At 35.6% G+C, this 21,154-nt stretch carries 28 protein-coding genes, 3 tRNA genes and 1 pseudogene; 8 read left to right on the top strand and 24 right to left on the bottom strand.

Annotation, left to right across the window (positions count from 1 at the left end):
• Positions 1-28 precede the first annotated feature (28 nt).
• From COC46_RS04020 to COC46_RS04065, 11 genes are all read right to left on the bottom strand, one after another.
• Positions 29-394 carry a hypothetical protein gene (locus COC46_RS04020; protein ID WP_098808472.1) on the bottom strand — a complete coding sequence of 122 codons (366 nt, stop codon included), beginning with the start codon at positions 392-394 and terminating at the stop codon, positions 29-31.
• 200 nt (positions 395-594) lie between these two features.
• The gene (locus COC46_RS04025; protein ID WP_098808473.1) at positions 595-1,383 is read right to left on the bottom strand and encodes a hypothetical protein; all 789 of its coding nucleotides are present in this window, start codon (positions 1,381-1,383) and stop codon (positions 595-597) included.
• Positions 1,384-1,398: 15 nt separating this feature from the next.
• A complete protein-coding gene (locus COC46_RS22440; RefSeq protein WP_218012443.1) occupies positions 1,399-1,542 on the bottom strand; it encodes a hypothetical protein in 144 nt (47 codons plus the stop codon).
• A gap of 133 nt (positions 1,543-1,675) precedes the next feature.
• Entirely contained in the window at positions 1,676-2,077 is a 402-nt protein-coding gene (locus COC46_RS04030; protein WP_098808474.1) for a hypothetical protein, read from the bottom strand.
• 94 nt (positions 2,078-2,171) lie between these two features.
• On the bottom strand, positions 2,172-2,399 hold the full coding sequence (locus COC46_RS04035; RefSeq protein WP_098808475.1) for a helix-turn-helix domain-containing protein: 228 nt from the start codon (positions 2,397-2,399) through the stop codon (positions 2,172-2,174).
• A 99-nt stretch (positions 2,400-2,498) separates the two neighbouring features.
• Complete coding sequence (locus COC46_RS04040; RefSeq protein WP_141550869.1) at positions 2,499-3,164, bottom strand: hypothetical protein; 666 nt, start codon at positions 3,162-3,164, stop codon at positions 2,499-2,501.
• Positions 3,165-3,557: 393 nt separating this feature from the next.
• Entirely contained in the window at positions 3,558-4,028 is a 471-nt protein-coding gene (locus COC46_RS04045; protein ID WP_098808477.1) for a hypothetical protein, read from the bottom strand.
• Between the two features lie 55 nt (positions 4,029-4,083).
• Complete coding sequence (locus COC46_RS04050; protein ID WP_098808478.1) at positions 4,084-4,572, bottom strand: tRNA-wybutosine modification methyltransferase TYW3; 489 nt, start codon at positions 4,570-4,572, stop codon at positions 4,084-4,086.
• A gap of 621 nt (positions 4,573-5,193) precedes the next feature.
• Positions 5,194-5,433, bottom strand: a complete 240-nt coding sequence (locus tag COC46_RS04055) for a hypothetical protein (protein WP_098808479.1) — start codon at positions 5,431-5,433, stop codon at positions 5,194-5,196.
• Positions 5,433-5,684, bottom strand: a complete 252-nt coding sequence (locus tag COC46_RS04060; protein WP_098808480.1) for a hypothetical protein — start codon at positions 5,682-5,684, stop codon at positions 5,433-5,435. The genes COC46_RS04055 and COC46_RS04060 overlap by 1 nt, the downstream gene beginning before the upstream one ends.
• A 15-nt stretch (positions 5,685-5,699) precedes the next feature.
• Entirely contained in the window at positions 5,700-6,032 is a 333-nt protein-coding gene (locus tag COC46_RS04065; protein WP_141550870.1) for a hypothetical protein, read from the bottom strand.
• Positions 6,033-6,249: 217 nt separating this feature from the next.
• Between COC46_RS04065 and COC46_RS04070 the strand changes: the two genes are divergently transcribed.
• Complete coding sequence (locus tag COC46_RS04070) at positions 6,250-6,498, top strand: XRE family transcriptional regulator (protein WP_098808482.1); 249 nt, start codon at positions 6,250-6,252, stop codon at positions 6,496-6,498.
• 21 nt (positions 6,499-6,519) lie between these two features.
• Here COC46_RS04070 and COC46_RS04075 read toward each other — a convergent pair.
• The 4 genes and pseudogenes from COC46_RS04075 to COC46_RS04090 all read right to left on the bottom strand — a co-directional run.
• Positions 6,520-7,026 (bottom strand): annotated as a pseudogene (locus COC46_RS04075) (replication-relaxation family protein); the annotation flags it as partial.
• On the bottom strand, positions 6,944-8,188 hold the full coding sequence (locus tag COC46_RS04080) for an FtsK/SpoIIIE domain-containing protein (RefSeq protein ID WP_098808484.1): 1,245 nt from the start codon (positions 8,186-8,188) through the stop codon (positions 6,944-6,946). The pseudogene COC46_RS04075 and the gene COC46_RS04080, both read right to left, overlap by 83 nt.
• 192 nt (positions 8,189-8,380) lie before the next feature.
• Complete coding sequence (locus tag COC46_RS04085) at positions 8,381-8,677, bottom strand: hypothetical protein (protein WP_098808485.1); 297 nt, start codon at positions 8,675-8,677, stop codon at positions 8,381-8,383.
• Positions 8,677-9,006, bottom strand: a complete 330-nt coding sequence (locus COC46_RS04090) for a hypothetical protein (RefSeq protein WP_098808486.1) — start codon at positions 9,004-9,006, stop codon at positions 8,677-8,679. Before COC46_RS04090 ends, COC46_RS04085 begins: the two co-directional genes overlap by 1 nt.
• A 194-nt stretch (positions 9,007-9,200) precedes the next feature.
• Between COC46_RS04090 and COC46_RS04095 the strand changes: the two genes are divergently transcribed.
• The 3 genes from COC46_RS04095 (at position 9,201) to COC46_RS04105 (ending at position 10,442) form a co-directional block, all read left to right on the top strand.
• Positions 9,201-9,398, top strand: a complete 198-nt coding sequence (locus tag COC46_RS04095) for a helix-turn-helix transcriptional regulator (protein WP_176545053.1) — start codon at positions 9,201-9,203, stop codon at positions 9,396-9,398.
• Positions 9,399-9,433: 35 nt separating this feature from the next.
• Entirely contained in the window at positions 9,434-9,910 is a 477-nt protein-coding gene (locus COC46_RS04100) for a restriction endonuclease (protein ID WP_176545054.1), read from the top strand.
• Positions 9,911-10,004: 94 nt separating this feature from the next.
• On the top strand, positions 10,005-10,442 hold the full coding sequence (locus tag COC46_RS04105; protein WP_098808489.1) for a hypothetical protein: 438 nt from the start codon (positions 10,005-10,007) through the stop codon (positions 10,440-10,442).
• A gap of 134 nt (positions 10,443-10,576) precedes the next feature.
• On the opposite strand, the gene COC46_RS04110 is transcribed toward COC46_RS04105, so the two are convergent.
• The 5 genes from COC46_RS04110 to COC46_RS04130 form a co-directional block, all read right to left on the bottom strand.
• Positions 10,577-11,152: a recombinase family protein gene (locus COC46_RS04110; protein ID WP_255294806.1), complete on the bottom strand. Its 576-nt coding sequence runs from the start codon at positions 11,150-11,152 to the stop codon at positions 10,577-10,579.
• A 468-nt stretch (positions 11,153-11,620) separates the two neighbouring features.
• Positions 11,621-12,604, bottom strand: a complete 984-nt coding sequence (locus COC46_RS04115; RefSeq protein ID WP_098808491.1) for a tyrosine-type recombinase/integrase — start codon at positions 12,602-12,604, stop codon at positions 11,621-11,623.
• Positions 12,605-12,730: 126 nt separating this feature from the next.
• Positions 12,731-12,820, bottom strand: a tRNA-Ser gene (locus COC46_RS04120).
• A gap of 12 nt (positions 12,821-12,832) precedes the next feature.
• Positions 12,833-12,909, bottom strand: a tRNA-Met gene (locus COC46_RS04125).
• A 12-nt stretch (positions 12,910-12,921) separates the two neighbouring features.
• Positions 12,922-12,996, bottom strand: a tRNA-Asn gene (locus COC46_RS04130).
• Positions 12,997-13,377: 381 nt separating this feature from the next.
• Here COC46_RS04130 and COC46_RS04135 point away from each other — a divergent pair.
• The 3 genes from COC46_RS04135 to ispG all read left to right on the top strand — a co-directional run bounded on the left by COC46_RS04135 (position 13,378) and on the right by ispG (position 15,805).
• Entirely contained in the window at positions 13,378-14,136 is a 759-nt protein-coding gene (locus tag COC46_RS04135) for a DUF1189 domain-containing protein (protein ID WP_098808492.1), read from the top strand.
• 119 nt (positions 14,137-14,255) lie between these two features.
• Positions 14,256-14,588 (top strand): hypothetical protein, encoded by a 333-nt coding sequence (locus tag COC46_RS04140; protein ID WP_098808493.1) that lies wholly within the window; start codon positions 14,256-14,258, stop codon positions 14,586-14,588.
• A 116-nt stretch (positions 14,589-14,704) separates the two neighbouring features.
• Positions 14,705-15,805, top strand: coding sequence for a flavodoxin-dependent (E)-4-hydroxy-3-methylbut-2-enyl-diphosphate synthase (ispG, locus tag COC46_RS04145; RefSeq protein WP_056475001.1), 1,101 nt, complete (start codon positions 14,705-14,707; stop codon positions 15,803-15,805).
• Positions 15,806-15,882: 77 nt separating this feature from the next.
• On the opposite strand, the gene COC46_RS04150 is transcribed toward ispG, so the two are convergent.
• The 4 genes from COC46_RS04150 to COC46_RS04165 form a co-directional block, all read right to left on the bottom strand.
• The gene (locus tag COC46_RS04150; protein WP_098808494.1) at positions 15,883-16,965 is read right to left on the bottom strand and encodes a sulfate/molybdate ABC transporter ATP-binding protein; all 1,083 of its coding nucleotides are present in this window, start codon (positions 16,963-16,965) and stop codon (positions 15,883-15,885) included.
• An 11-nt stretch (positions 16,966-16,976) separates the two neighbouring features.
• The gene (cysW, locus tag COC46_RS04155) at positions 16,977-17,858 is read right to left on the bottom strand and encodes a sulfate ABC transporter permease subunit CysW (RefSeq protein ID WP_098808495.1); all 882 of its coding nucleotides are present in this window, start codon (positions 17,856-17,858) and stop codon (positions 16,977-16,979) included.
• 2 nt (positions 17,859-17,860) lie between these two features.
• Positions 17,861-18,691, bottom strand: coding sequence for a sulfate ABC transporter permease subunit CysT (gene cysT, locus COC46_RS04160; protein WP_098808496.1), 831 nt, complete (start codon positions 18,689-18,691; stop codon positions 17,861-17,863).
• A 121-nt stretch (positions 18,692-18,812) separates the two neighbouring features.
• Positions 18,813-19,859 (bottom strand): sulfate ABC transporter substrate-binding protein, encoded by a 1,047-nt coding sequence (locus COC46_RS04165; RefSeq protein ID WP_369700013.1) that lies wholly within the window; start codon positions 19,857-19,859, stop codon positions 18,813-18,815.
• 438 nt (positions 19,860-20,297) lie between these two features.
• Here COC46_RS04165 and COC46_RS04170 point away from each other — a divergent pair, with 438 nt between their 5' ends.
• Positions 20,298-21,062, top strand: a complete 765-nt coding sequence (locus COC46_RS04170; RefSeq protein ID WP_098808498.1) for an arylamine N-acetyltransferase family protein — start codon at positions 20,298-20,300, stop codon at positions 21,060-21,062.
• Positions 21,063-21,154 lie beyond the last annotated feature (92 nt).

Below are 21,154 nucleotides of genomic sequence, written 5' to 3' on the forward strand. Positions count from 1 at the left end.
ATCGCGTAAAGAAAGGTGGGCGACGAGGTTATACGACATTTGCGCTCACCTCTATCTCGTCCACTAAAGCGTTAATAAGGCCGTCGCTCTTTTCGTGTAAATCAACGGAATTCCGTAAATGATCCTCGGCTATCTCTTTGTTTCCTGCGTTAATTGCTTTCGCAAATGAAACAACCTCGTTAACAAACTCGATATTTAGTTGAGCAATACTTTTATATCTCGGGTCGTCTCGCATAGCGTCTAAGGATAGCTTAAAATCTTCCAACCCACGGACTAAGTTTGTCGGAACTCTTCCGGATTTACTACGACCTTTTTCAACGATATGATTCGCAGCAATGCCGAGCTCAAGTAATCGATGACTGCGTGCTCTAAATTTAGCATTTAATTCTTCCATTTAATTCCCTCCATTTCTATAAATAAAAAAGGAGCGCAATTAAGCGCCCCAAGATACTACTTTTTCGGTTTAACAGGTTTTGTTACTAGCGTCGGGACCGTTAATATCTCCTTGCCAGGACGCGATACTTCCCTGAGTGTGATTTTTTTAGCCATGGTTATTCACCTCCGTTCATTGATAAACAAGCGCCATAAGGCGTCCTATTCTATCATTGCGTCTCTTTCTTCATTTATCTCTTCCATCGTTTTTAATCCGTTTGGATTATACTTTGCATCTTCCGGGAATAGTTCGAAATACTGCTCGGGCTTATTAACGAATTTACTCGCTAACTCACCTAGGTTCTCGCCGGATTTCTCTACTACGATCGGAAGGAAGAAATCATTTCCGATAGCAGCTCCCGCATACTCAGCGATTCTCATAGCTTCCAACGCTTCCGGACTCATTGAACGAACTTTTACTTCCTCGAACATCTTCGAAAGGTCTATACGATATTCCCTCGCATCTTGGCCAGCGTCAGCGAGTATCGGTCCAACAAGCGCAGAAAACTCGTTTTTGATCTCAGATGCGAATGCTTGCTCATCGACTGTCTTAAGAAAATCCGAAAGAATCTGCTTGCCTTTTTTAGCGTCTGATAATAATACCTCCGTCTTAACTTCGGCTAGACGCTGCTTAAATCGTTCTTCTTTTACCGGATCTACTTTAGGACTTTTTGAATGGACGATGTTCTCCGCTTCTTTCTTCGCTTCGTTTAACAATTCCTTAAACATTTTGCTTTGATTACGGGATAATTGCATTAATTCGATCGTTTTTTTACTGCGTAAAGAGTCAGTTAGCTTCTTCTTACCCTCTAATGTATAGTCTCTATTAAGTTGAATTTCAGACTTTTTAAGGTTAAACGCGTCCTGTAAAACACGATATTCTTTCGTTGAGTTGTGTTGCAGGTCTTGCGCTTTAGTAACTAATTCCTTAATTTGTTCGATTGTTTTCATAAATTTAAATCCCCCTTATTTGTTAGCGCCAAGCTTTACGCCTAGCCTTTCGATTTTATTTCTTAATTCCTCCGATATAATATCGCCTATCCCAACAGTCATGCGCTTATATGCCGGCAATGGCTTTCGCTTTGAATTTCGTGGTTTTTTATTTTCCATTATTGCGTCTTCCTTTCTTTTTCATCTACCTAATGTCACGGAATAGGGCAACCGTAGCCCTTGATACATCAACGTTTGTAAGTGCAAAAAAAGGCTATTAGCTATGTATACATTACAAGCTAAAAATTTCGATTTAATCCCGTGACAATTTGCGTCTTTCTTTTTGTTTCCTTGCCCTTGCTTTATCACGATCATTTAATGCTCTACAATAATCGCAATACTTTGCTGCGTTACTCCGGCTCTGAAATTGCTCGTTACATCGATGGCACGTAGATAATCTCTTTTTCGTTTTTTTAAGTGGATACCCTTGCGGAAAATACTCGAGATAATCGTTCATTAATGTCGTTTCAGCCGGTAAAACGTGCTTCATAAAATACGGGCAAACATTGCCTGGCAAGCTATCCGTTTTAATCGTTACGATACATAGGCCGCATTGTTGGATATCGCATTCTCCGTCTTTCTTATAAAGCGCGCATTCATTCCGAGCAAGTCGCGCTAATTTACTGCGTATTGAATCGACCTTACGCTGATTCATCTTTCTCCGTCCCTTCTTCTCAAATTAAATAAGCCAGCGATTAGCCGGCTTTCATTCTATACCTTCTTGACATTTATTTGATATTGACATATAATTATGATGGATAATTTTTTGCTATTTTCTCATAAGCATCAAAAAAAGATATAAGCTCATCGTTAACTGAGATTCTTTCCGCCAATTTACCTCGCACAACGTCCGAAATTCTTCGTCTGTTATTTTCGATCGCTGCAACCGTTGACTCCGAAACACCTAAAAACTCTCCAAATTCTGCCTGAGTCATCCCGAGTTTTAGACGCGTTGCTTTAAAAGCTTCTGTTCTCATACACTTTCCTCCTCTTCCGTACAAGTTAGTTATAAATAATTGGGCATAATGCCCTTCTATAATAATTGGTTTGTTTAGGGCGGCTTTTGTCCTGTTTTATCAAATATTTTCAAATATTTTTTCTGGACTTATTACGATATGATTCTTCTCTTTTCTTTCTATTGTCTCTTCTAAAACGTACTCATACGCATATTCTGGTAAATATGTCCCAGTCTTTTCGTAACGGACTTTAGCGTTCTCTTGCGACTTCTTACATTCATCGCAGCAATACTCGGCGTCAATTCTTCGAGCTTTAATATGTGGTCGTATAATACGCTCGTTTGCTATAGGAAAGTAGTTATCGCAAGCGTAGTATTTACAACGTTTCCACTTTCTACGTTCCTCTCGATATTCCTCGAACGTTATAAAATTTTCCGAGGCATCCAGTCGTTCCATTAAATCGTCATATAAATCTCGCAAATTATAATCATTTCGTTCTACGTATTCGTATTCTAGTCGCGCCCATTCTTTACGTGTCCTATTCGCGATTGCTGCGTTATGAGCCGCTTTGATCAAGTAATCTGCGTTAAAATCCAATAAGTTACCCGCAGCTTCTACCGTGTATAGTGGCGCTTTTTTCAAACGATTATCAGGAACATTTGCGTACGCCTCTAATTTTACATAACCGAGATTGCGCATACGCTCCGGTAGCTTCCCAGTACTTTCTACGTATAGCTCCATCGCGATGTCTATTGCTTTTGTTAACTCGCTACATCGCTGCTTCATTTCGGGATAGCTTACGTCTTTAGGCGGGGCGTAACCGTATTCCGTGCGAAGTTTTAGCATAGTGCGATTAAGCTCCGTTCGTGCCTGCGCCAAATTTATAGCGTTATTTACTGTTAAGATTGTCGCCTCAATTTTCATTCTTTTTTCCTCCCTTGTTATCTTTTTTTCTTTTTATATAAAACCTTCCGATTATTACCTTATTTATCGATAATCTTTTATTAAGTAATTTTTCGATAATAATAGACTGCAATTCTTTCGATAAGAAAGATTGCCATCTTTTGTTGGTATGTTTAAGATTGGTATGTTTAACTTGGTATGTTTAGATAGACATCTAAGGTAACAATGGAAAGAGGTATCTAATGCCATAATCGAAACGGACATCTAATGACCATCTCACTTATATACCGAAATATCCGGCACTATCTTTTCGCCGTCCTGATTTACTAAATAACCATCGTCAGACACTCGCGGGCAAAATGACGGATAATACCACTTACCGTTCCATACGATTTTTTGGCGAATAAGTCCGTTAGCTTCTAAAATATCGGCAAGTGGCTTAATTCGTTTTGTTGCGATTCCTAGATCGGTCGTAATTTTTTCAATCGACGGAAAACTTGCGCCGAACCTATCACTCTTTGATCCGTCTGATCGCGTATGCTTACCGTCAACATACGAAAGTAAATAAAAGTAAAGCGTAATAACATCTCGAATCTGAGGCTTCCTTTGTTTTCGCTGAAACTGTGCGTCATGTTCCGCAATAATCCTCGGAAATACCTTTCGTAATAAATCGAGATTGTACATTTCGTAATTGTTAGCAGACAATAACGCTGCCTTGTCGTTTGGCAAAACTTTTTTTTCGTCCATTTGGACTCCTCCTTTTAATTGGTAATCAAAAGCCCGACATAAGCCGGGCATTGTGTTAGAATTTAATTAACTGTTTTTTAAACTTACGTACAGCAGCTGTAATTTCGGATATAACTTCAGGTGATTCTCCTTCTATTCGATATCGTAATGACATTAATCCGTTAGGTTGAAAATAATCATCTTCATCTATATATCCATCTTCTTCAAAGCTCATATTCCCACTAACTCTTTCTTCGCTTCCAATTTCAGCAATAATAAACGCTATTAATAAATTAGCAGTGTAATAATCGTGATCTATCGCGTAGAAGTCAACATATGTAATCGGACAGTGATTTCCCTTTCCACCTCTATCTTTAACCTCTTGCTCTGTATACGGCTCACTACCCCCTTGACAACTATTCATAGTCACCAAGTTTTCAATTCCATTAATTTCGTCAACTAATTCCTTTATTCGTTCGTCTACAACTCCTGCTATCATTGTTTGACTAACCAAAAATTCTTTGTCCTCTTTATCAAAGTAAGTAATGTTTCCAATTTGTACCACGTTAAATTTCCCCTTTCACTTTTCCATTATTTTTTAATTACACATAACTATATCCGTAAGAATTGTTTTTCGGACATTTACCTCTTACTCCATATGACGCATGAGATTTCAAAGTCGCGCACATTTTTCTGGGTGACTTTATGCTCTTACTATATATGTCGCATGACTTTTCATTTTCGGACACAAATTCCGGAAAATGACTTCATAGGACTATATCCCTTTAGGATCACTTTCGCGCAGCTTTTACGAAGATTTAGCGCTCTTACTATGTATGCCGTCCTTAGGAGGGAACCCGCGCACATTTTCCATCTGATTTTCACCTTCATGAGATAATACAAACGGAAATAACTTTTCGGACACATTTTCAAAAGAAAATTTATCTCCCTACTTTATATACCCCGACAAACCCCAATTCCACGCATAAAACAAACATACGTTCGGTTTCAAGGTAAATGAAAAGCCGACCCGGGCCCGCCTAATTGCCCTGTCAGCTATCATCTTTATTGTAAATCGTTCCGTCCAATGTTTTCACCACCTCGGTTGCCGCCGTGTGATGCTACTTTCTTAGTTGTTTGCCGACAACCATTTTATTATAACGGGTTATTGCCGTAACCCTTTAGCCTATGAGACGATTAAATTAATAAGGAAGTCTTCGTCACCTTCTCGGTAATAATCGTTATATCCTTCGTCCAAATTAACGACTACTACATTCGGATCATTTGTCGGAGTATAATCGAAAATAGATAAGCTCTCACCCGTAACAAATACTCGACTATTCGGAAGTAAAACGCCTGGCTCGTTCTCGTGATCGAATTGCTTACCTTCGTAGATATACTTTACCGTTACTAAATATCGCTCCATTATTTCATACCTCCCGATAAGATTAAATCGACTACATATTCCGGATTATCCGAGTTCAAGTTTTCTTCTTGCGGATCGATAGCGACGTAGCCTTCGCCTTTAGTCGGATGCTGATGTGCGGTATAAATTTCGATTAGTCCGTATGGATCAACGACAAGTACAATACCTTGCTCCTCGTATAATACTCCAACATCCGGAAACTCTCCGTCTACTCCGCCTTGAAATAAGTGCTCAACCGTTACTTTTCTCATTCCCGTTTCCCCCTATTAGTTTTTATTTGCTAAACTTTCGATAGCTTTTATAAAAGGTTTACTTACCAACAATTCTTGATTTTCTTCAATAAAGTCAATTGTAATTCCGTCAATAATTCCGCCTACAGTCTTAATATGTAGATCAAAGGATTCTTCATCGATAACTATCTCGTCTTGATTGCGTGCAAGTTCTTCGTCTAATATTCGGAAGACAAATTCGCTGCTCTCTTCAAACAATTCAAGAAGTATGTGAGGTGCTATACGATATACGTCTTTTGTTTCGAACCAGGTTTCGCCAGTATTAAATTCCTTACCTTTGCGAGTAAATTTCGTTGTTGGGAGTGTCATAGCGTAACCCCCTTCATTTTCGTAACTAATCCAACAAAACATTTTATTACCTCCTCGACTGTAGTTTAACGACTGAAGTATAACTTCTAACTTTATAATATATCTACAGGAGTCATACGTCAACACTTTTTTAAAAAAAAAATAAAAAATAAAAGTATGACTATAGAAGTATGACGTTATATAATAGAATTAACGATAAAGAAAGAGGGCTGTTACTATGAGATTTAATTTTAAGTTAGCTGGTATTCTAGAAGATTTAGAACAAACTAAGAATAGTATTGCAGTTGAATCTAAGGTTAGGCCTGCTACAATACATGATCTAGTCGAAGGAAATACTAAAAGAATAGAACTTCCTACAATAGAAAGAGTGTTAGATACGATTAATAAAGTTGCAAAAGAAAAAGGTAAAAATAAGACATATACCTTAGATGATTTAATTGAGTACACAAAAGAAGACGCCGATTAATCGGACGTCTTTTCTTTTTTGCTATATATCCTCGATTACATAAACTTCACAAACTACTTGAAACTCTTCGGCTAACTTCTCAATTAACTTCTTTCGTGATTTTAATGTGGTAAAAAACTTAATAATAATCTTTTTTCCCTTCTGTGCTTGATATATAAAATTTAATTTTCCATACGTTTCAAATTTCTTTCTGTTTTTAATCATATTTTGTTTACGGTCAATCTCGATACAATATAAAGTATCTGTAATCATTAATGCGTCTGGAATAATATTGTGTTCTTTGCCTTCTAATGCAAATTTAATAGGACTTTCAACTTTCCAATTAGGCATACCTAACATTAACCATGCTTCGTTTCTTAATAAATGATGATCGATTTGAATACTCTTTTTTATCGGCTTAACTCCAATTCGTTCTGCACCGCTTTTTGAAAGGTAGTAGATATTTTCATTTGAGAACCTCGTCACCAATAATAATTCGTCCGTTGCCATTGTTTTTAGTATTCTCTGTGCGTTTCTTATCCCTTGTAGGCTGTGAACCCCTTGTAACTGTCTTCTCGTTGCGAATTTCAGTGTTTTCATACTTTGTAGTATTTCCTCTATTCGGTTTTCGTTTTTTCTCCTCATAACCCTTTAGAACCTCCCAAACGGTACTGTCTTTTATGTTTGGTATTTGTAGTTCAGTTTTTTTGTCTGTTTTCATGATTGCTCTACCTGCTAATTTGTAAGGTAATTTTTCTAGTCCTTTTTCATCTATAACAACTTCACTACCTGTATAAGTTGGTAATCTCAAACCGATCCGACAGTCTGCGTTTTGTTTAATTTGTCTTGGTAATGTATCGCTAGTTGGATATTGAGTTGCAAAGATTAATCTGTAGCCAACAGCACGACCTAACCTAGCAATTTCACTTAACATAAATTGACATTCATATAAAAGCTTTTTCATTTTTGGTTCGCCATGTGGAGCGAGTTCAGCAGCTTCATCCACAATAACAAATTTTCTTTTTCTGCTTACATTTTTAATATTTGTTTCGAATCCACCTGTTTTTAGTTCTTCGATCGTTGTGAACATATCAGCAACTAATTTAGTTAATAACTGGAACGCTTCTAATGGATTACCTGCAACTTCTTTAACTTGTTTAAGGTTTTTATATCTAAAGAATTCTAATTCCTCTTTTAGATCAATGATGTAAAATTCAACATCATCAGGATTTTGTAAAATCAACTCAGTGAAAATTAATTTAAGTAATACCGTTTTCCCATATCCAGTACCACCACCAATAACAATGTGAGGACTTGAATCGAAATCATGAAAAATATCTTCAGTTAATGATTTACCTATAAACACTTCATAAGAGTTAGGTTTTAATACATTTTTGTTCCATTGGTACTTTTTGATTAATTCATTATGAAATACTTTGATTTCTAATTGGTAATTTGAAAAGTCAATAACAACTGGTTTGTTTAATCCTTCTGATAACACTTCCTGGAATTGAATAATTAATTTAGATGGAATCCCCAGAGGTAGTCTGTAGAAGTAAGAAATATGGTTATCATTTGGTACAGACTTTTTGAAACTTGGGTACTTTATGATGTCTTTTTCTTTAACGCACATATTCGCTATTTCAAATAAACGCTTAATCGTTTTCTTATCATTCGATTTAGGTTTTATTAACCCAACAGAAGCACCCACACCGACAACAACACTAGATGAAAGTAAGGTAGTAATAAAAATAGTAATCAGCTCCTTAATATCCTATATAGGATAGTTGCTCTAAAAACGCATAGTTAAATATCGAAATAAACACTTATATAATAAGGAATTAAATATTCGCAATAACTATTCACCAGGCGAAATTTAAAACGGATAGATAAAACGAATAGATCATAAAAGGATGTGTACGATTTTAACGAATACATAAACGCCAGTAGCTGCGACACAACCTGGAAAAGCGTATTTAATGTATCTTGATCGGAAGACACGAACTTTTTCAGCGTAATCTGTATCTTGCAAACAACGTTCCACTATTAAGACAACTAGACCTATGCCAAGCATTGTGACTAGAAATGTAGTTGGTTCATTTGGTACAAATGCCACTGCAGGAAGTAAGGTAGCAACTTGTTTCGGCTTCTTCCACGATCCATCCATAAAATCACGAAATGGAATTGTTTCAGTTTTCATTAAAACTCCTCGCTTTCGATTAGAGCATTTTTACCTATATGTCGATTCGGTCTTAATCGAATTGTTCCATCATACTGAACAAATGGTTTAAACATTTCTTCTAATGAATCCCAATCAGTTTCATATTCCTCAAATTGATCTTTCTGGATTAATTTAGTTACTTTCATAAATCCCTCATAAGATGGATCATCGTATACCTCATGTCGTTGCATATGATGTTGAATTGCCTTGACCTCATCATCATCTTTCGCATGATTAAAGTACCTTTCTAATGCCGTAGAACTGTATAAATAAGGTGTTTGATATAATGCTCCATAATACATTCTCATACCTTCACTCCTCTCGTTTTATAAAGACGTTTGCGAAATCTCGAGTGAATTCGTTTTGTTTGTCGTTTAATTAATCGTATGTAGGTATTTACCTAATATTGCAAGTACCTGAAAATATATCTTCATTTTTATGAAAATCAATCTTCAAAGGATTTAACTAAATGTTATTGAATTATTTTAATAAGGTGATGACAATGAAAAATAACTTAGACGAACTAATAAATAAAAGTGGACTTAAAAAAGGGTTTTTAGCAAGTAAACTGGATGTAACACCTCAACAATTTAGTAAATGGCTTAAAGGTGAGCACTATCCCCCAGCTAATAAATTATTTAAATTAGCTTATATATTGAATTGTAAAGTAGATGAATTGTATACATACGAAGAGGAATAAAGGGGCATACTATCGTAGAGGTGAATAATATGCCGATGTCTGCTGTATTAACAATTTTGGGATTTTTATTATTCGGTATGATCGTAGTTCAAATTAATAATGGCTACGCAGTTAAAATAAAGAAAAAAGAATGGAATCAACTTAAGGTATACAAAGAAAAACAGCATTTATATAACATGAACCATCGAGATTTTGAATATTACGTAGCTGCTTTCTTGCAAATCACTAGAGATTTTAAAACGCACGTTACAAAAGCCGGTAGAGACGGCGGAAAAGATATCGTAGCTTATGACGAAGACAATGAACCGATATACGTAGAGGTTAAGCATTGGAAGGGTAACGTCGGTAGGCCAGATGTACAGAAGCTAGAAGGCGCAATGAGTGCGGATAGAGTACGACGTGGATATTTCATTACTTCCTCAGGATTTACGAAGGACGCGCTTGAATACGCAACTAAAACTAATATTACTTTAATTGACGGAAATGAATTGATCAGACAAATGCACACTTAAGGAGCGTCCAATGCGGCGCTTTTTTGCGTTTAAAGGATAATTAACGGACTAGTCGAATAGTATCATATAGATGGAAAATATTAGGAGGAATTTAATGGGATTTTATAAACGGTTTATAGTAATTTTAATGTTATTATCAGCCTTACTAAGCGCTTGCAGTAACGGAGAAAAGACAGCAACGACTGAACCGAAGTACACACCAATCCCGCAGACAGCGATTCAATCAACAATTGACGATATAAAAAACCGTAAAAATATCAAGGACGCTTCGTTTGAGGTTAACGGAGATAAAATCGAAATGAAATTAGTAGTAGACGGAGTAAGTTTCACGGATAAGAATACGGCAAGAGATTACGCAGATTCATACTTGCGAACAATTTCTAATTACGTAGATGGTAGCAAGCCGACGAAATATTATTACGGAGAAGTTTACGATGGCTATTACGTGCATATCGTTGTAGAAGATCCACAAGGAATGCAAGCCGTAGAAGGAAATTTGTATCCAGGCTTCGAAAATATTACGTGGCAATAAGGCGCTGACAATGGCGTCTTTTTTATTGTGTAAAGCTATGTAAAGCGAGGTGTTGAACGGTGCTCAGATTGATTATTCACAAGAAAACCGCTTTTGAACGTGGTGCTCTGGGGATTCCGAAAAAAGGCCGACCCTTATCGAGTCAACCCTCTTTCTTTTATATGGCGATACAGTACCGACTTACTCACGCCTGTACTCGCTTCTATCTCGCCTATCGTATCCTTACCTTCCGTCCATAACTTTATCGCGTGATCGATACGCTTCTTACTCATACCCGGACGTCCGAACTTAACGCCGTTATTCTTCGCTAGCTCTCGGCCGGCTGCCGTACGTTCTAGGATAAATGTCCGCTCCATTTCGCCAAATAATCCGAGCATTGTTATTAGGGCTTTCGTCATAATATCGTTGCTTCTGCGCGTATCTATTCCTTCCGATAATGATACGAAATGAACTCCGTTAGAAAGTAGTTCTTCGTAAATACGGACTACATCGGAAATACTCCGTCCTAAACGATCGAGCTTATAAACGATGATTACGTCACCTTCTTTAACTGTCGCAAGTAATTCCGTTAACTGTGGCCTAGTTTTCGCTGACTTCCCGCTTAGTTTCTCGCTAAATAATACCTCAATACCTGCCGTCTCTAACGCGTTAATTTGCACGGTTAAATCCTGCTCTAGCGTACTTACTCTAGCGTATCCATACACCGCCATAATATCGCCCCCATTAGAATCAGTATATCATACTTTAGGGAATAATATTAGGGAATCGTTCGACATTGATTTTACGGTCCGACTCCGTTCATTTTATACCTTCCCATTAATCGAGAGTTTAGGGAAAGTAACACGTTCGGCTAAAACCCGCGTCGTTACTGGCCTTAAGCTTATCTAAATTCGCTAAAACATTACGTATTATTACCTTCAGACCCCCCGAGTTTCAGGGCATGGACGTCCGCCAGGAGCTTCGTGCTAGTAATATGACAAGCGAAGTAGCCCCCGAAGTTGTTAAATTTGGGAATAATTGCGCATAAAAAAGACGCCCCGTTAAGAGCGCCATACTACTTATAATCCTAATAATAACGTTAATGCTCCGACAACTGCTCCGCCGATTAATCCTAATACTACGTGCATACTTCACACCCCTTTACGGTTAGTGTGCCGTAATATTTGACATATATACCTTTATAAACTACTTAACGGACTATATCGGTTATGCTGCGCCTTTACGTCTTTATTCGTCATTTGAACGTACCTTCTCGTCATTGTCATATCAGAGTGTCCAAGTATTTTCTGTAAACTAAACGGATCCCCACCGTTCATAATATACATCAGTGCGCCAGTATGACGGAATGTGTGCGGTGATACTCGTTTATGAATACCTGCTACTCTTCCGATATAGGCGATTCTTTCTCGCAAAGTATCCGCGTTAACTTGTTCACCTTCATAAGTAAGTAATAAATACTCGTTTTCAAAATCTTCCGTTTCGAAATAGTATTCTTTAATTAATTTTATCGTCTTATCGCTTAACGGCACATAACGAGTTTTACGAGTCTTTGTAGCCTTAGATTCAAGTTTGATTACTTTACCTTTTAAATCGATGTTCTCCCGTTTAATCGAGACTAGTTCGGAAATTCTAACCATCGTATCTAATAACATCGTAAGAACCAACTGATCCCTAAATCCCGTATAAGTATCCGTATCAATAACACGAAACATTGCTCGAACTTCTTCAACCGTAAATGATTCGATTGTATCTTGCGGTGTCCTTAACGGCTTAAAACTTAAATGTAAAGCGTCTCTTATATACGATTGATTGTATAGCCATCGTAAGAACGCCCTAGTTGTCCTTATACGTACGTTTGCCGTAACTGGACTTAGTCCTTGATGTTCTATCATATCGATTGTGTAATGCGTAAATACGTCGACTGTAAGCGACTTTAAATTATATTCGTAGCCTTCCCGTTTCAAATAGCGAAGTAAGTACTGAAAATGTAATTCGTAGTCCTTTCGTGTCCTCGGCGCTATAAGTTCCGCCTTCTTTGCGACCATAAAGCGGTCAAATAACGACAGTAAGCTTAACTTCTCGTCAGCATCTAGCGGTTTAATTGCTCCGGCTCTCTTACGAATCGGACGTTTTAATTTCTTCGTTTCATTTTGCGATGTCATCCCCCGTAAACCCTCCTTAAATAGTTCCGGAAACGACAAAAATCCCCATCGGACTCGCTAATCGGACCCTGAACGGTTTGTTCAAAATCGCGATTAATCCGATGGGGACATTCGCTTAAATCAGTAAGGAGTAAGAGGGATTCGAACCCCCGCGGGCTGTTACACCCCTGTCGGTTTTCAAGACCGATCCCTTCAGCCGGACTTGGGTATTACTCCATAATAAATTATTGGTAGCGGCGGAGGGAGTCGAACCCACGACCTCACGGGTATGAACCGTACGCTCTAGCCAGCTGAGCTACACCGCCAAACTATATAAATGGCTCCGCAGGTAGGGTTCGAACCTACGACCACTCGGTTAACAGCCGAGTGCTCTACCACTGAGCTACTGCGGAATAATTTGTGTTGTCCTTAAGACAATATTTAATATATCATGCCTAAAATTAAACGTCAATGTATTTTTTACTTTTTTTTAGATATTAATTTATATTAATAAATTTTTAGTGAAAATAAACTGTTTTATGTATTGATAAACACATCTAAAAGCTCATGTTCCCCACTAGACTTTACTCCTTTAATTCTACTCTTAAACCAAAAATACAAATCTTCCAATTGTCTTTCATTAAACTTCTCCGCCCCGTAATCATACGCTTTTCATTTTATTTAAAGTTTAATATTCAATTACCAAAAAAAGATTATAATATACAAAATAGCCCGAAAGTTACATAATAAATTTCGGGAAGTGAAATAACATTAAAATAAGAAAGGATGAGTTTATGAATATATTTAAACAATTTTGGTTTAGTTTATACTCTCCAAAAACAATATCTAGATATAGACTCCAAAAAATCGGTAAAACAATCTTTTTTCTTTTCCTACTAGCAATTTTATATACTCTTCCAGGTTTCTTTTCATTTGAAAAAGATGTAAAGCTTCAGGTGAATAATGTATCTGATTTGCTAAAAGAAAATATTCAATCGATTTCTTTAAACAAAGGATCATTAACTATTAACGATAATTCTCCATTTGAACGAAAAATCGGTGAATATAAATATGCTTTCTATCCAAAAGAAACTCTCATACCAGCAAAATTAAAAAATGAACAGTTTGTAGTTGTTGTATTAAAAAATAGAGTAGTCATAAAAAATGATAAAGGCGAGCAAGATTATCCTTACCCTTCATTAAAATCTACAGAAATAAATAAAGCGGATGTTTCAACATTTATTAATAATATAAAAGAAGCTCTTCCTGTATTTTTAATCGCGCTATTTTTCCTATTTTATTTAGGGTCATGTATCTTCATCTTTATTGTTGCTACTTTATTAGCGTTTTTAACGGCTTTATTTAAGTCAACTAAGCATCTACCATTCAGACAACGATTTGCAATGGTTACGTATAGTTTAACATTACCTACTGTTATCTATTTACTACTTGGATTATTAAGAATAAATATTCCATTCCAAACTTTAATCTTTATATTGATTACAGTTGGTATGTATACATTGACAATAAAAAATTTACCAAGCAAAAAATAATCTTTACTGAAGTGTGCTTTCACACTTCTTTTTTTTGTCTAAAAATTTATAAATTCACTCTCCTAATATGGAATATTCGTTGTGGACAAGCATATAGTCTACAAAAGGAGTGATTATCAATGAAAAAAATAGCTTTTTTATTCGGATCTTTATTAATCGCATATATAATATTTTTTGATCTTCAAGTAGGGACAATTCCTACTAAAAATATCGCTACGGTTGCAAAAGCTTCAAAATCAGAAACGAAAAAAACGACACTTCCAAAATATGAAAAAATTCAAGTGAAGAATGGAGACACCGTTTTGGGCATTATTGAAAACCTTAATCCCGATTTCAATCAACCAATCAGCCAAATTACAAAAGACTTTTCAGCCTTAAACGATGGACTTTTACCAACAAAAATTCAAAGTGGAAAATCATATAAATTCCCAATTTACTCTTCACAAAAGTAAATTTTGTGTTATATTTCTTTAGAACCAGTTGATAAAATGAGTAATCATGAAGAAAATATGATAATGTAGATATATATAAAATAGAAATAAGTTATTTTTGAAGGAGCGAGTTACTCGTGAACGAAATTACACATAGAAGTAAAACACGTGCAGTTAAAGTAGGAAATGTAGTTGTTGGTGGAGCAAATGAAATTTCAATCCAAAGTATGACAACAACAAAAACACACGATGTTGAAGCAACAGTTGCAGAAATTAAACGACTTGAAGAAGCTGGATGTCAGATTGTTCGAGTGGCAGTACCAGACGAAAGAGCTGCAAATGCAATCGCTGATATAAAAAAACAAATCAACATTCCACTTGTTGCAGATATTCACTTTGATTATAAATTAGCCTTAAAAGCAATTGAAGGCGGAGTAGACAAAATTAGAATTAATCCAGGTAATATTGGTCGAAAAGAAAAAGTTGAAGCAGTAGTAAATGCAGCTAAAGCAAAAGGTATTCCAATTCGTATCGGTGTTAATGCTGGTTCTTTAGAAAAGCGTATCTTAGAGAAATACGGATATCCAACTGCTGATGGTATGGTTGAAAGTGCATTACATCACATTAAAATTCTTGAAGACTTAGATTTCCATGATATTATCGTTTCAATGAAAGCATCTGATGTAAACCTTGCAATCGAAGCTTATGAAAAAGCATCAAAAGCATTCGATTATCCTTTACATTTAGGTATCACTGAATCAGGTACACTTTTTGCTGGTACAGTTAAGAGTGCCGCTGGTTTAGGTGCCATCATAAGTAAAGGGATCGGTAACACAATGCGTATCTCATTAAGTGCAGATCCAGTTGAAGAAGTAAAAGTTGCAAGAGAATTACTAAAATCGTTCGGTTTATCTTCAAATGCTGCGACATTAATTTCGTGCCCTACATGTGGCCGAATTGAAATTGACTTAATTAGTATTGCAAATGATGTTGAAGAATACATTTCAACACTAAAAGTACCAATTAAAGTTGCCGTACTAGGATGTGCAGTAAACGGTCCTGGTGAAGCACGTGAAGCAGACATCGGTATTGCTGGAGCACGAGGTGAAGGATTACTATTCCGCCACGGAGAAATCGTTCGTAAAGTACCAGAAGCAACAATGGTAGAAGAACTAAAACGTGAAATCGACATAATCGCTAAAGAAAAACTAGCTGAACTAGAAGCAGCAAAAGGTTAAACTTTTCTTTTTACAAATTAAAAATGGTTAAGGATTTTAATCCTTAACCATTTTTTTATGCTTTCCTCATATCACTACTATATAGAAAAATCTTGAGGAATAAATACCTTTAATTCATTAGGGCGTACAAATACTCGTTCTCCTAGTTGGATATTTAGTTCGTAAAATAATTCGTTCATGAGTTCGATTTCAACATAATCTTTTGTATCCTCACGTAAAACCTCTACATAAACAATAGGTCCTACTGCATGAATATGAGTTACGATTGCACTAATTGATGTTTGATTTGTTTCAAATTTTTCAATGGTAATTTGATGAGGACGCACATAGCCAGTAACCTCTTTATGCTCCTTATGTTCTTGTTCTTCTAATTCTGGTAATGGGATTTCTAATCCTCCGCTTACTAAGTTTCCTTGTTTGATTCGACCATGAAATAAGTTTACTTTTCCAAGAAAATCATAAACAAACGGACTTGCAGGTGTATGATAAACTTCTTCAGGTGTTCCGATTTGTTCAATTGTACCACCATTCATAATGACAACTCGATCGGCAACTTCAAGTGCTTCCTCTTGATCATGTGTTACAAATATACTTGTAATATGAATTTCGTCATGGAGTTTGCGTAGCCATCTTCTTAAATCTTTTCGAACTTTTGCATCTAATGCCCCAAATGGTTCATCTAATAATAATACACTTGGTTCAACAGCCAATGCTCTAGCTAATGCAACACGTTGTCTTTGTCCACCGGATAATTGAGATGGAAATCGATTAGCAAAGCTTTCTAATTTTACTAAAGTTAATAACTCCATCACTTTCTCATCAATTTTTCTTTTTGATGGACGTGTTGATCTTGGTCTAACCTTTAAACCAAATGCTATATTCTCAAAAACAGTCATGTGCTGGAATAATGCATAATGCTGGAATACAAAGCCGACATTTCTTTCTTTAACTTGTAAATTCGCTACATCTTGATCTTCAAAAAATATATCACCTATATCAGGATTTTCTAAACCAGCAATGATACGTAATAATGTTGTTTTCCCTGAACCAGAGGGACCTAATAAAGCAACCAATTCCCCTTTTTTTATATTTAAATCAATTCCCTTTAAGGCAGACTCATTATCATAGCTTTTTATGACATTCGAAACTTTAATTGACATACAATCCACTCCTATTGTTTCTCTTCCTTTAGAACTTTCCATTCAATGACATTTTTTATAATTAACGTTAGAATCGCAAAAATGGACATAAGTGACGCAACTGTATACGCTTGTGAAAAATGATATTCATTATATAAGTTTTCGATATGAAGTGGCATTGTAATTGTTTCTCCACGAATATGACCGGAAACGACTGAGACTGCCCCAAATTCTCCTACCGCTCTTGCATTACATAAAATAACTCCATACAAAAGTCCCCATTTAATTTTTGGTAGTGTCACCTTCCAAAAAATATGCCATCCGTTTGCACCTAATGTTAGCGCCGCCTCTTCTTCAGCACTTCCTGTCGCCTGCATAACCGCAATTAATTCTTTCGCTACAAAAGGGAGTGTGACAAAGATTGTTGCTAAAACAATTCCTGGGGTTGAAAAAATAATTTTTAAATTATGCTCTTTTAACCAACCACCAAATATCCCATTATTAGGACTAAATAAAAGCACAAATAAAAATCCTGCTACAACTGGAGAAACGGCAAAGGGTAGTTCAATTAAAGTTAATAATAAGTTTTTCCCTTTAAAATCAAATTTCGTTGTAGCCCATGCAATTGAAATTCCAAAAATCGCGTTAAGTGGTAAAGTCAGAATAGTTACCACAAAAGTCAATTTAATTGCAGCTAAAGTTTCTTCGTCTAAGATTGCTTCTTTATATACACCAAAACCATCATGTAAAGCCTTAATAAAAATAGAAACTAATGGAAGAAATAAAAATAACGCTAAAAATAGGATGACTATAGTGATTAATATAATCGGAATTGTATTAACGCCTAATTTCGATTTTTTCTTCCCAATAGCATTCACTTCTATTGTTCGATCAATCTGTAATTCTCTTTCCATTTTTAACTCTTACCTCCTTGAACAAATGCACGATTTGCGTATCTTTGAAAAATACTAATGATAAATAGGAGTAGGAAAGAAATGACTAATAAAACAACGGCAAGTGCAGTGGCACCTGCATAATCATATTGCTCTAATTTTGTCATGATTAATAAAGGTGTGATCTCAGTCTTCATTGGCATATTTCCTGAAATAAATACGACAGACCCATATTCTCCTAAAGACCTTGCGAAGGCTAGAGAAAATCCAGTTAATAATGCCGGTAAAATCCCTGGAAAAATTACCTTCCAAAAAATTTGAAAACGATTTGCGCCTAAACTTGCCGCTGCTTCTTCAACATCTTTTTGGAAATTTTCCAGAACTGGTTGCACCATTCTTACAACAAAAGGTAACCCAATAAAAGTAAGAGCTATAATGATCCCAAGGGGTGTATAAGCAATTTTGAATGAGAAAAATTTACCAATCCAACCATCTTGAGAATACAATGTTGTTAACGTAATCCCTGCAACTGCAGTCGGTAAAGCAAAAGGCAAATCTATGAAAGCATCTACAATTCGTTTTCCAGGAAAACGATATCTTACAAGTACCCAGGCTACTAATAACCCGAATATAGCATTAATAATTGCTGCAATAAAAGCAGTTCCAAAACTTACTTTATAAGACATTAGTACTCTATCTTGAGTAACAATTTTTATAAATTTAGACCACCCTATATCTAAAGAGTGTAGAAATAGCATCGAAACTGGTAGAAAAATAAAAAAACTAATATATAAAATTGAAAATCCAAACGTTAATCCAAATCCAGGTAGGATTCTCTTTCGCTTCTTAAACACCTTATGTCAATCCTCCTTAAAATGAAAAATCAAATAAAGAAGACTTGGACAGGCTAATGAAGACAAGCCATAAATAATCCAATGTCCTCCTTATTTTCATTACTGTTTCTTAATTGCTTAATTATTGATAAATTTGGTCAAATACTCCTCCATCGTCAAAATGCTTCGATTGAGCTTTACTCCATCCTTCAAAATCTTTATCAATTGTTAACAAAGGTAGACTAGGATATTGTTTGTTATATTTTGAGAGAATTTCTTTATCTCTAGGTCGATAGTAATTTTCTGCTATGATATTTTGACCTTCTTTACTATAAAGATATGATAAGTAAGCCTTAGCCACATCTTCAGTTTTCTTTCGTTTAACATTTTGATCTACAACCGCAACTGGTGGTTCAGCTAAAACACTAATCGATGGATAAACAATTTGATATTTTCCTTCGCCGAATTCCTTCACAGAAAGTAACGCTTCATTTTCCCATGCGATTAATACATCTCCAATTCCTTTTTCAACAAAGGTAGTTGTTGAACCACGTGCTCCAGTATCTAATACAGGAACATTTTTATATAACTTTTTCATAAAAGCTTTATCTTTTTTCTCATCACCATATTTTTTGTCTGCATAGCCCCATGCAGCTAAATAATTCCATCTCGCTCCACCAGAAGTTTTAGGATTCGGAGTAATTACTTCAACTCCTTTTTTCGTTAGATCATCCCAATCCTTAATATTTTTCGGATTTCCTTTTCTTACTAAAAAAACAATCGTTGAAGTATATGGTGTTGAATTGTATTCAAATTCTTTTTGCCAATTAGGGGATATTAGTTGTGCCTTTTCATTGATCGAATCAATATCATATCCAAGAGCTAGTGTAACAACATCGGCATCTAAACCGTCTATTACCGCTCTAGCCTGTTTCCCTGATCCACCATGTGACTGTTTAATCGTTACTGTTTGGTTATTCTCTTTTTCCCAATATTTACTGAAAGCTTTATTGTAGTTTTCATATAATTCACGAGTTGGATCATACGAAACATTTAACAATTCTACTTCTTTATTTCCTGCTTCTATATTAGTAGCCGCAGTTTTATCGTCCTTCAAGGTAGCATATAGTACACCTGAAACAGCCAAAACAACAACTACCGAGCTAATAATCCAATTTTTTGCCCCCACAATGATCTGCCCCTCTCAAATTCAATTTTCCGATTTTTATTTGTACCCATCCCGACAATTCAACACATTAATATCTCCCCTTTAAGGCACAAAACTAAAGAAAACTCGTCAATTGCCTAGCCTTTTATGTGAAGGCAGAGACGTATTTGCACTTATTCCTAAAATTGACAGTTACGTCGAGTACTCATCACCCGCTGCCAATTTATACTTTCTTAAAGTGCAAAAAGACCCTTAACTAATGAAAATAGTTAAGGGCCTTTGGTCTTCCAATCAGCCATTTTGATTTTTTATATAAGCTTAATAATAAACACACTATTCCTATGTGTCAACTATGAATTTAGAAAATTTTAAATTTTTTTCGTATTATTTACTTTTTATTTAAGACTCATTGTATACTCATTATATTTACTATTAAAATAACACTTTACGGAGGACCCCATGCTGATCGAAACATATTTTAAACACATCCGTTTAAAGAAACCCAATACAATCTCATATTCCTCATTAAAAGAAATCCATAAGCATCACTTACTTTCCATTCCTTTTGAAAATATTGATATTATTTCTCAAATTCAACTAACAATGAATCCTTCTAAAATAATGGAAAAAATAGCTTCAGGAAAGCGTGGCGGAATTTGTTTTGAAACGAATTCATTACTTTTATCAGTCTTAAAGGAATTAGGTTATAATGTCTCCTTTATTTCAACCAAATTTTGGAACGAAGAAAAACAGTGCTGGAATCCTGAATTCTCACACTTATCTATATTAGTAAAAATAGATGATCAAAATTATCTAGCAGACGTAGGAATTGGTGGCGGTTTTTTAGAGCCCCTTCTCTTACAGGATCAATATGAATACTCCGATTCAAATGGATCCTATCGTATAAAAGAACAAGATAATTCGTCCTTCATCCTTCAAAATTTCAATGAATCTTGGAAAGACTTATTATTTATTTCAATCATTCCGAAACAGCTTCATCAATTTGAAGAACAATTTAAATACTTCCAAACTAGCAACGAAACAATCTTTACCCAATATAAAATTGTCAATTTACTAACAAAGGAAGGAAGAATCTCTTTATCAGATCATCAATTAAAAATAACTAAAAACCATCGAATCTGTATAACTGAAATAAAAAATCAAGACGAATGGCAATCAATTTTCAACCGGCTATTTAATCAAATAGCTGAAATAAAGGGATAAGAGATAGACAAAGTCCAATCATCTCTTTCCAACACTCTACTTTCTAAACTTCTAATAATTAAATCAGTTTTTGAACAAATTACAAGTAAACA

The sequence above is a fragment of the Bacillus sp. AFS041924 genome (assembly GCF_002577195.1).
Lineage (GTDB): Bacteria > Bacillota > Bacilli > Bacillales > Bacillaceae_G > Gottfriedia.

Excerpts from the sequence above, each read along its gene's own strand:
- COC46_RS04055 (WP_098808479.1), bottom strand. The coding sequence starts at position 5,433 with ATGGAGCGATATTTAGTAACGGTAAAGTATATCTACGAAGGTAAGCAA.
- cysW (WP_098808495.1), bottom strand. The coding sequence starts at position 17,858 with ATGGAAAGAGAATTACAGATTGATCGAACAATAGAAGTGAATGCTATT.
- COC46_RS04030 (WP_098808474.1), bottom strand. The coding sequence starts at position 2,077 with ATGAATCAGCGTAAGGTCGATTCAATACGCAGTAAATTAGCGCGACTT.
- COC46_RS04090 (WP_098808486.1), bottom strand. The coding sequence starts at position 9,006 with ATGAGAATGTATTATGGAGCATTATATCAAACACCTTATTTATACAGT.
- COC46_RS04020 (WP_098808472.1), bottom strand. The coding sequence starts at position 394 with ATGGAAGAATTAAATGCTAAATTTAGAGCACGCAGTCATCGATTACTT.
- COC46_RS04045 (WP_098808477.1), bottom strand. The coding sequence starts at position 4,028 with ATGGACGAAAAAAAAGTTTTGCCAAACGACAAGGCAGCGTTATTGTCT.
- COC46_RS04105 (WP_098808489.1), top strand. The coding sequence starts at position 10,005 with ATGGGATTTTATAAACGGTTTATAGTAATTTTAATGTTATTATCAGCC.
- COC46_RS04100 (WP_176545054.1), top strand. The coding sequence starts at position 9,434 with ATGTCTGCTGTATTAACAATTTTGGGATTTTTATTATTCGGTATGATC.
- COC46_RS04140 (WP_098808493.1), top strand. The coding sequence starts at position 14,256 with ATGAAAAAAATAGCTTTTTTATTCGGATCTTTATTAATCGCATATATA.
- COC46_RS04085 (WP_098808485.1), bottom strand. The coding sequence starts at position 8,677 with ATGAAAACTGAAACAATTCCATTTCGTGATTTTATGGATGGATCGTGG.
- COC46_RS04095 (WP_176545053.1), top strand. The coding sequence starts at position 9,201 with ATGAAAAATAACTTAGACGAACTAATAAATAAAAGTGGACTTAAAAAA.
- COC46_RS04025 (WP_098808473.1), bottom strand. The coding sequence starts at position 1,383 with ATGAAAACAATCGAACAAATTAAGGAATTAGTTACTAAAGCGCAAGAC.
- COC46_RS04070 (WP_098808482.1), top strand. The coding sequence starts at position 6,250 with ATGAGATTTAATTTTAAGTTAGCTGGTATTCTAGAAGATTTAGAACAA.
- COC46_RS04060 (WP_098808480.1), bottom strand. The coding sequence starts at position 5,684 with ATGAGAAAAGTAACGGTTGAGCACTTATTTCAAGGCGGAGTAGACGGA.
- COC46_RS04040 (WP_141550869.1), bottom strand. The coding sequence starts at position 3,164 with ATGAAGCAGCGATGTAGCGAGTTAACAAAAGCAATAGACATCGCGATG.
- COC46_RS22440 (WP_218012443.1), bottom strand. The coding sequence starts at position 1,542 with ATGGAAAATAAAAAACCACGAAATTCAAAGCGAAAGCCATTGCCGGCA.
- COC46_RS04170 (WP_098808498.1), top strand. The coding sequence starts at position 20,298 with ATGCTGATCGAAACATATTTTAAACACATCCGTTTAAAGAAACCCAAT.
- COC46_RS04035 (WP_098808475.1), bottom strand. The coding sequence starts at position 2,399 with ATGAGAACAGAAGCTTTTAAAGCAACGCGTCTAAAACTCGGGATGACT.
- COC46_RS04150 (WP_098808494.1), bottom strand. The coding sequence starts at position 16,965 with ATGTCAATTAAAGTTTCGAATGTCATAAAAAGCTATGATAATGAGTCT.
- COC46_RS04065 (WP_141550870.1), bottom strand. The coding sequence starts at position 6,032 with ATGACACTCCCAACAACGAAATTTACTCGCAAAGGTAAGGAATTTAAT.
- COC46_RS04135 (WP_098808492.1), top strand. The coding sequence starts at position 13,378 with ATGAATATATTTAAACAATTTTGGTTTAGTTTATACTCTCCAAAAACA.
- COC46_RS04115 (WP_098808491.1), bottom strand. The coding sequence starts at position 12,604 with ATGACATCGCAAAATGAAACGAAGAAATTAAAACGTCCGATTCGTAAG.
- COC46_RS04110 (WP_255294806.1), bottom strand. The coding sequence starts at position 11,152 with ATGGCGGTGTATGGATACGCTAGAGTAAGTACGCTAGAGCAGGATTTA.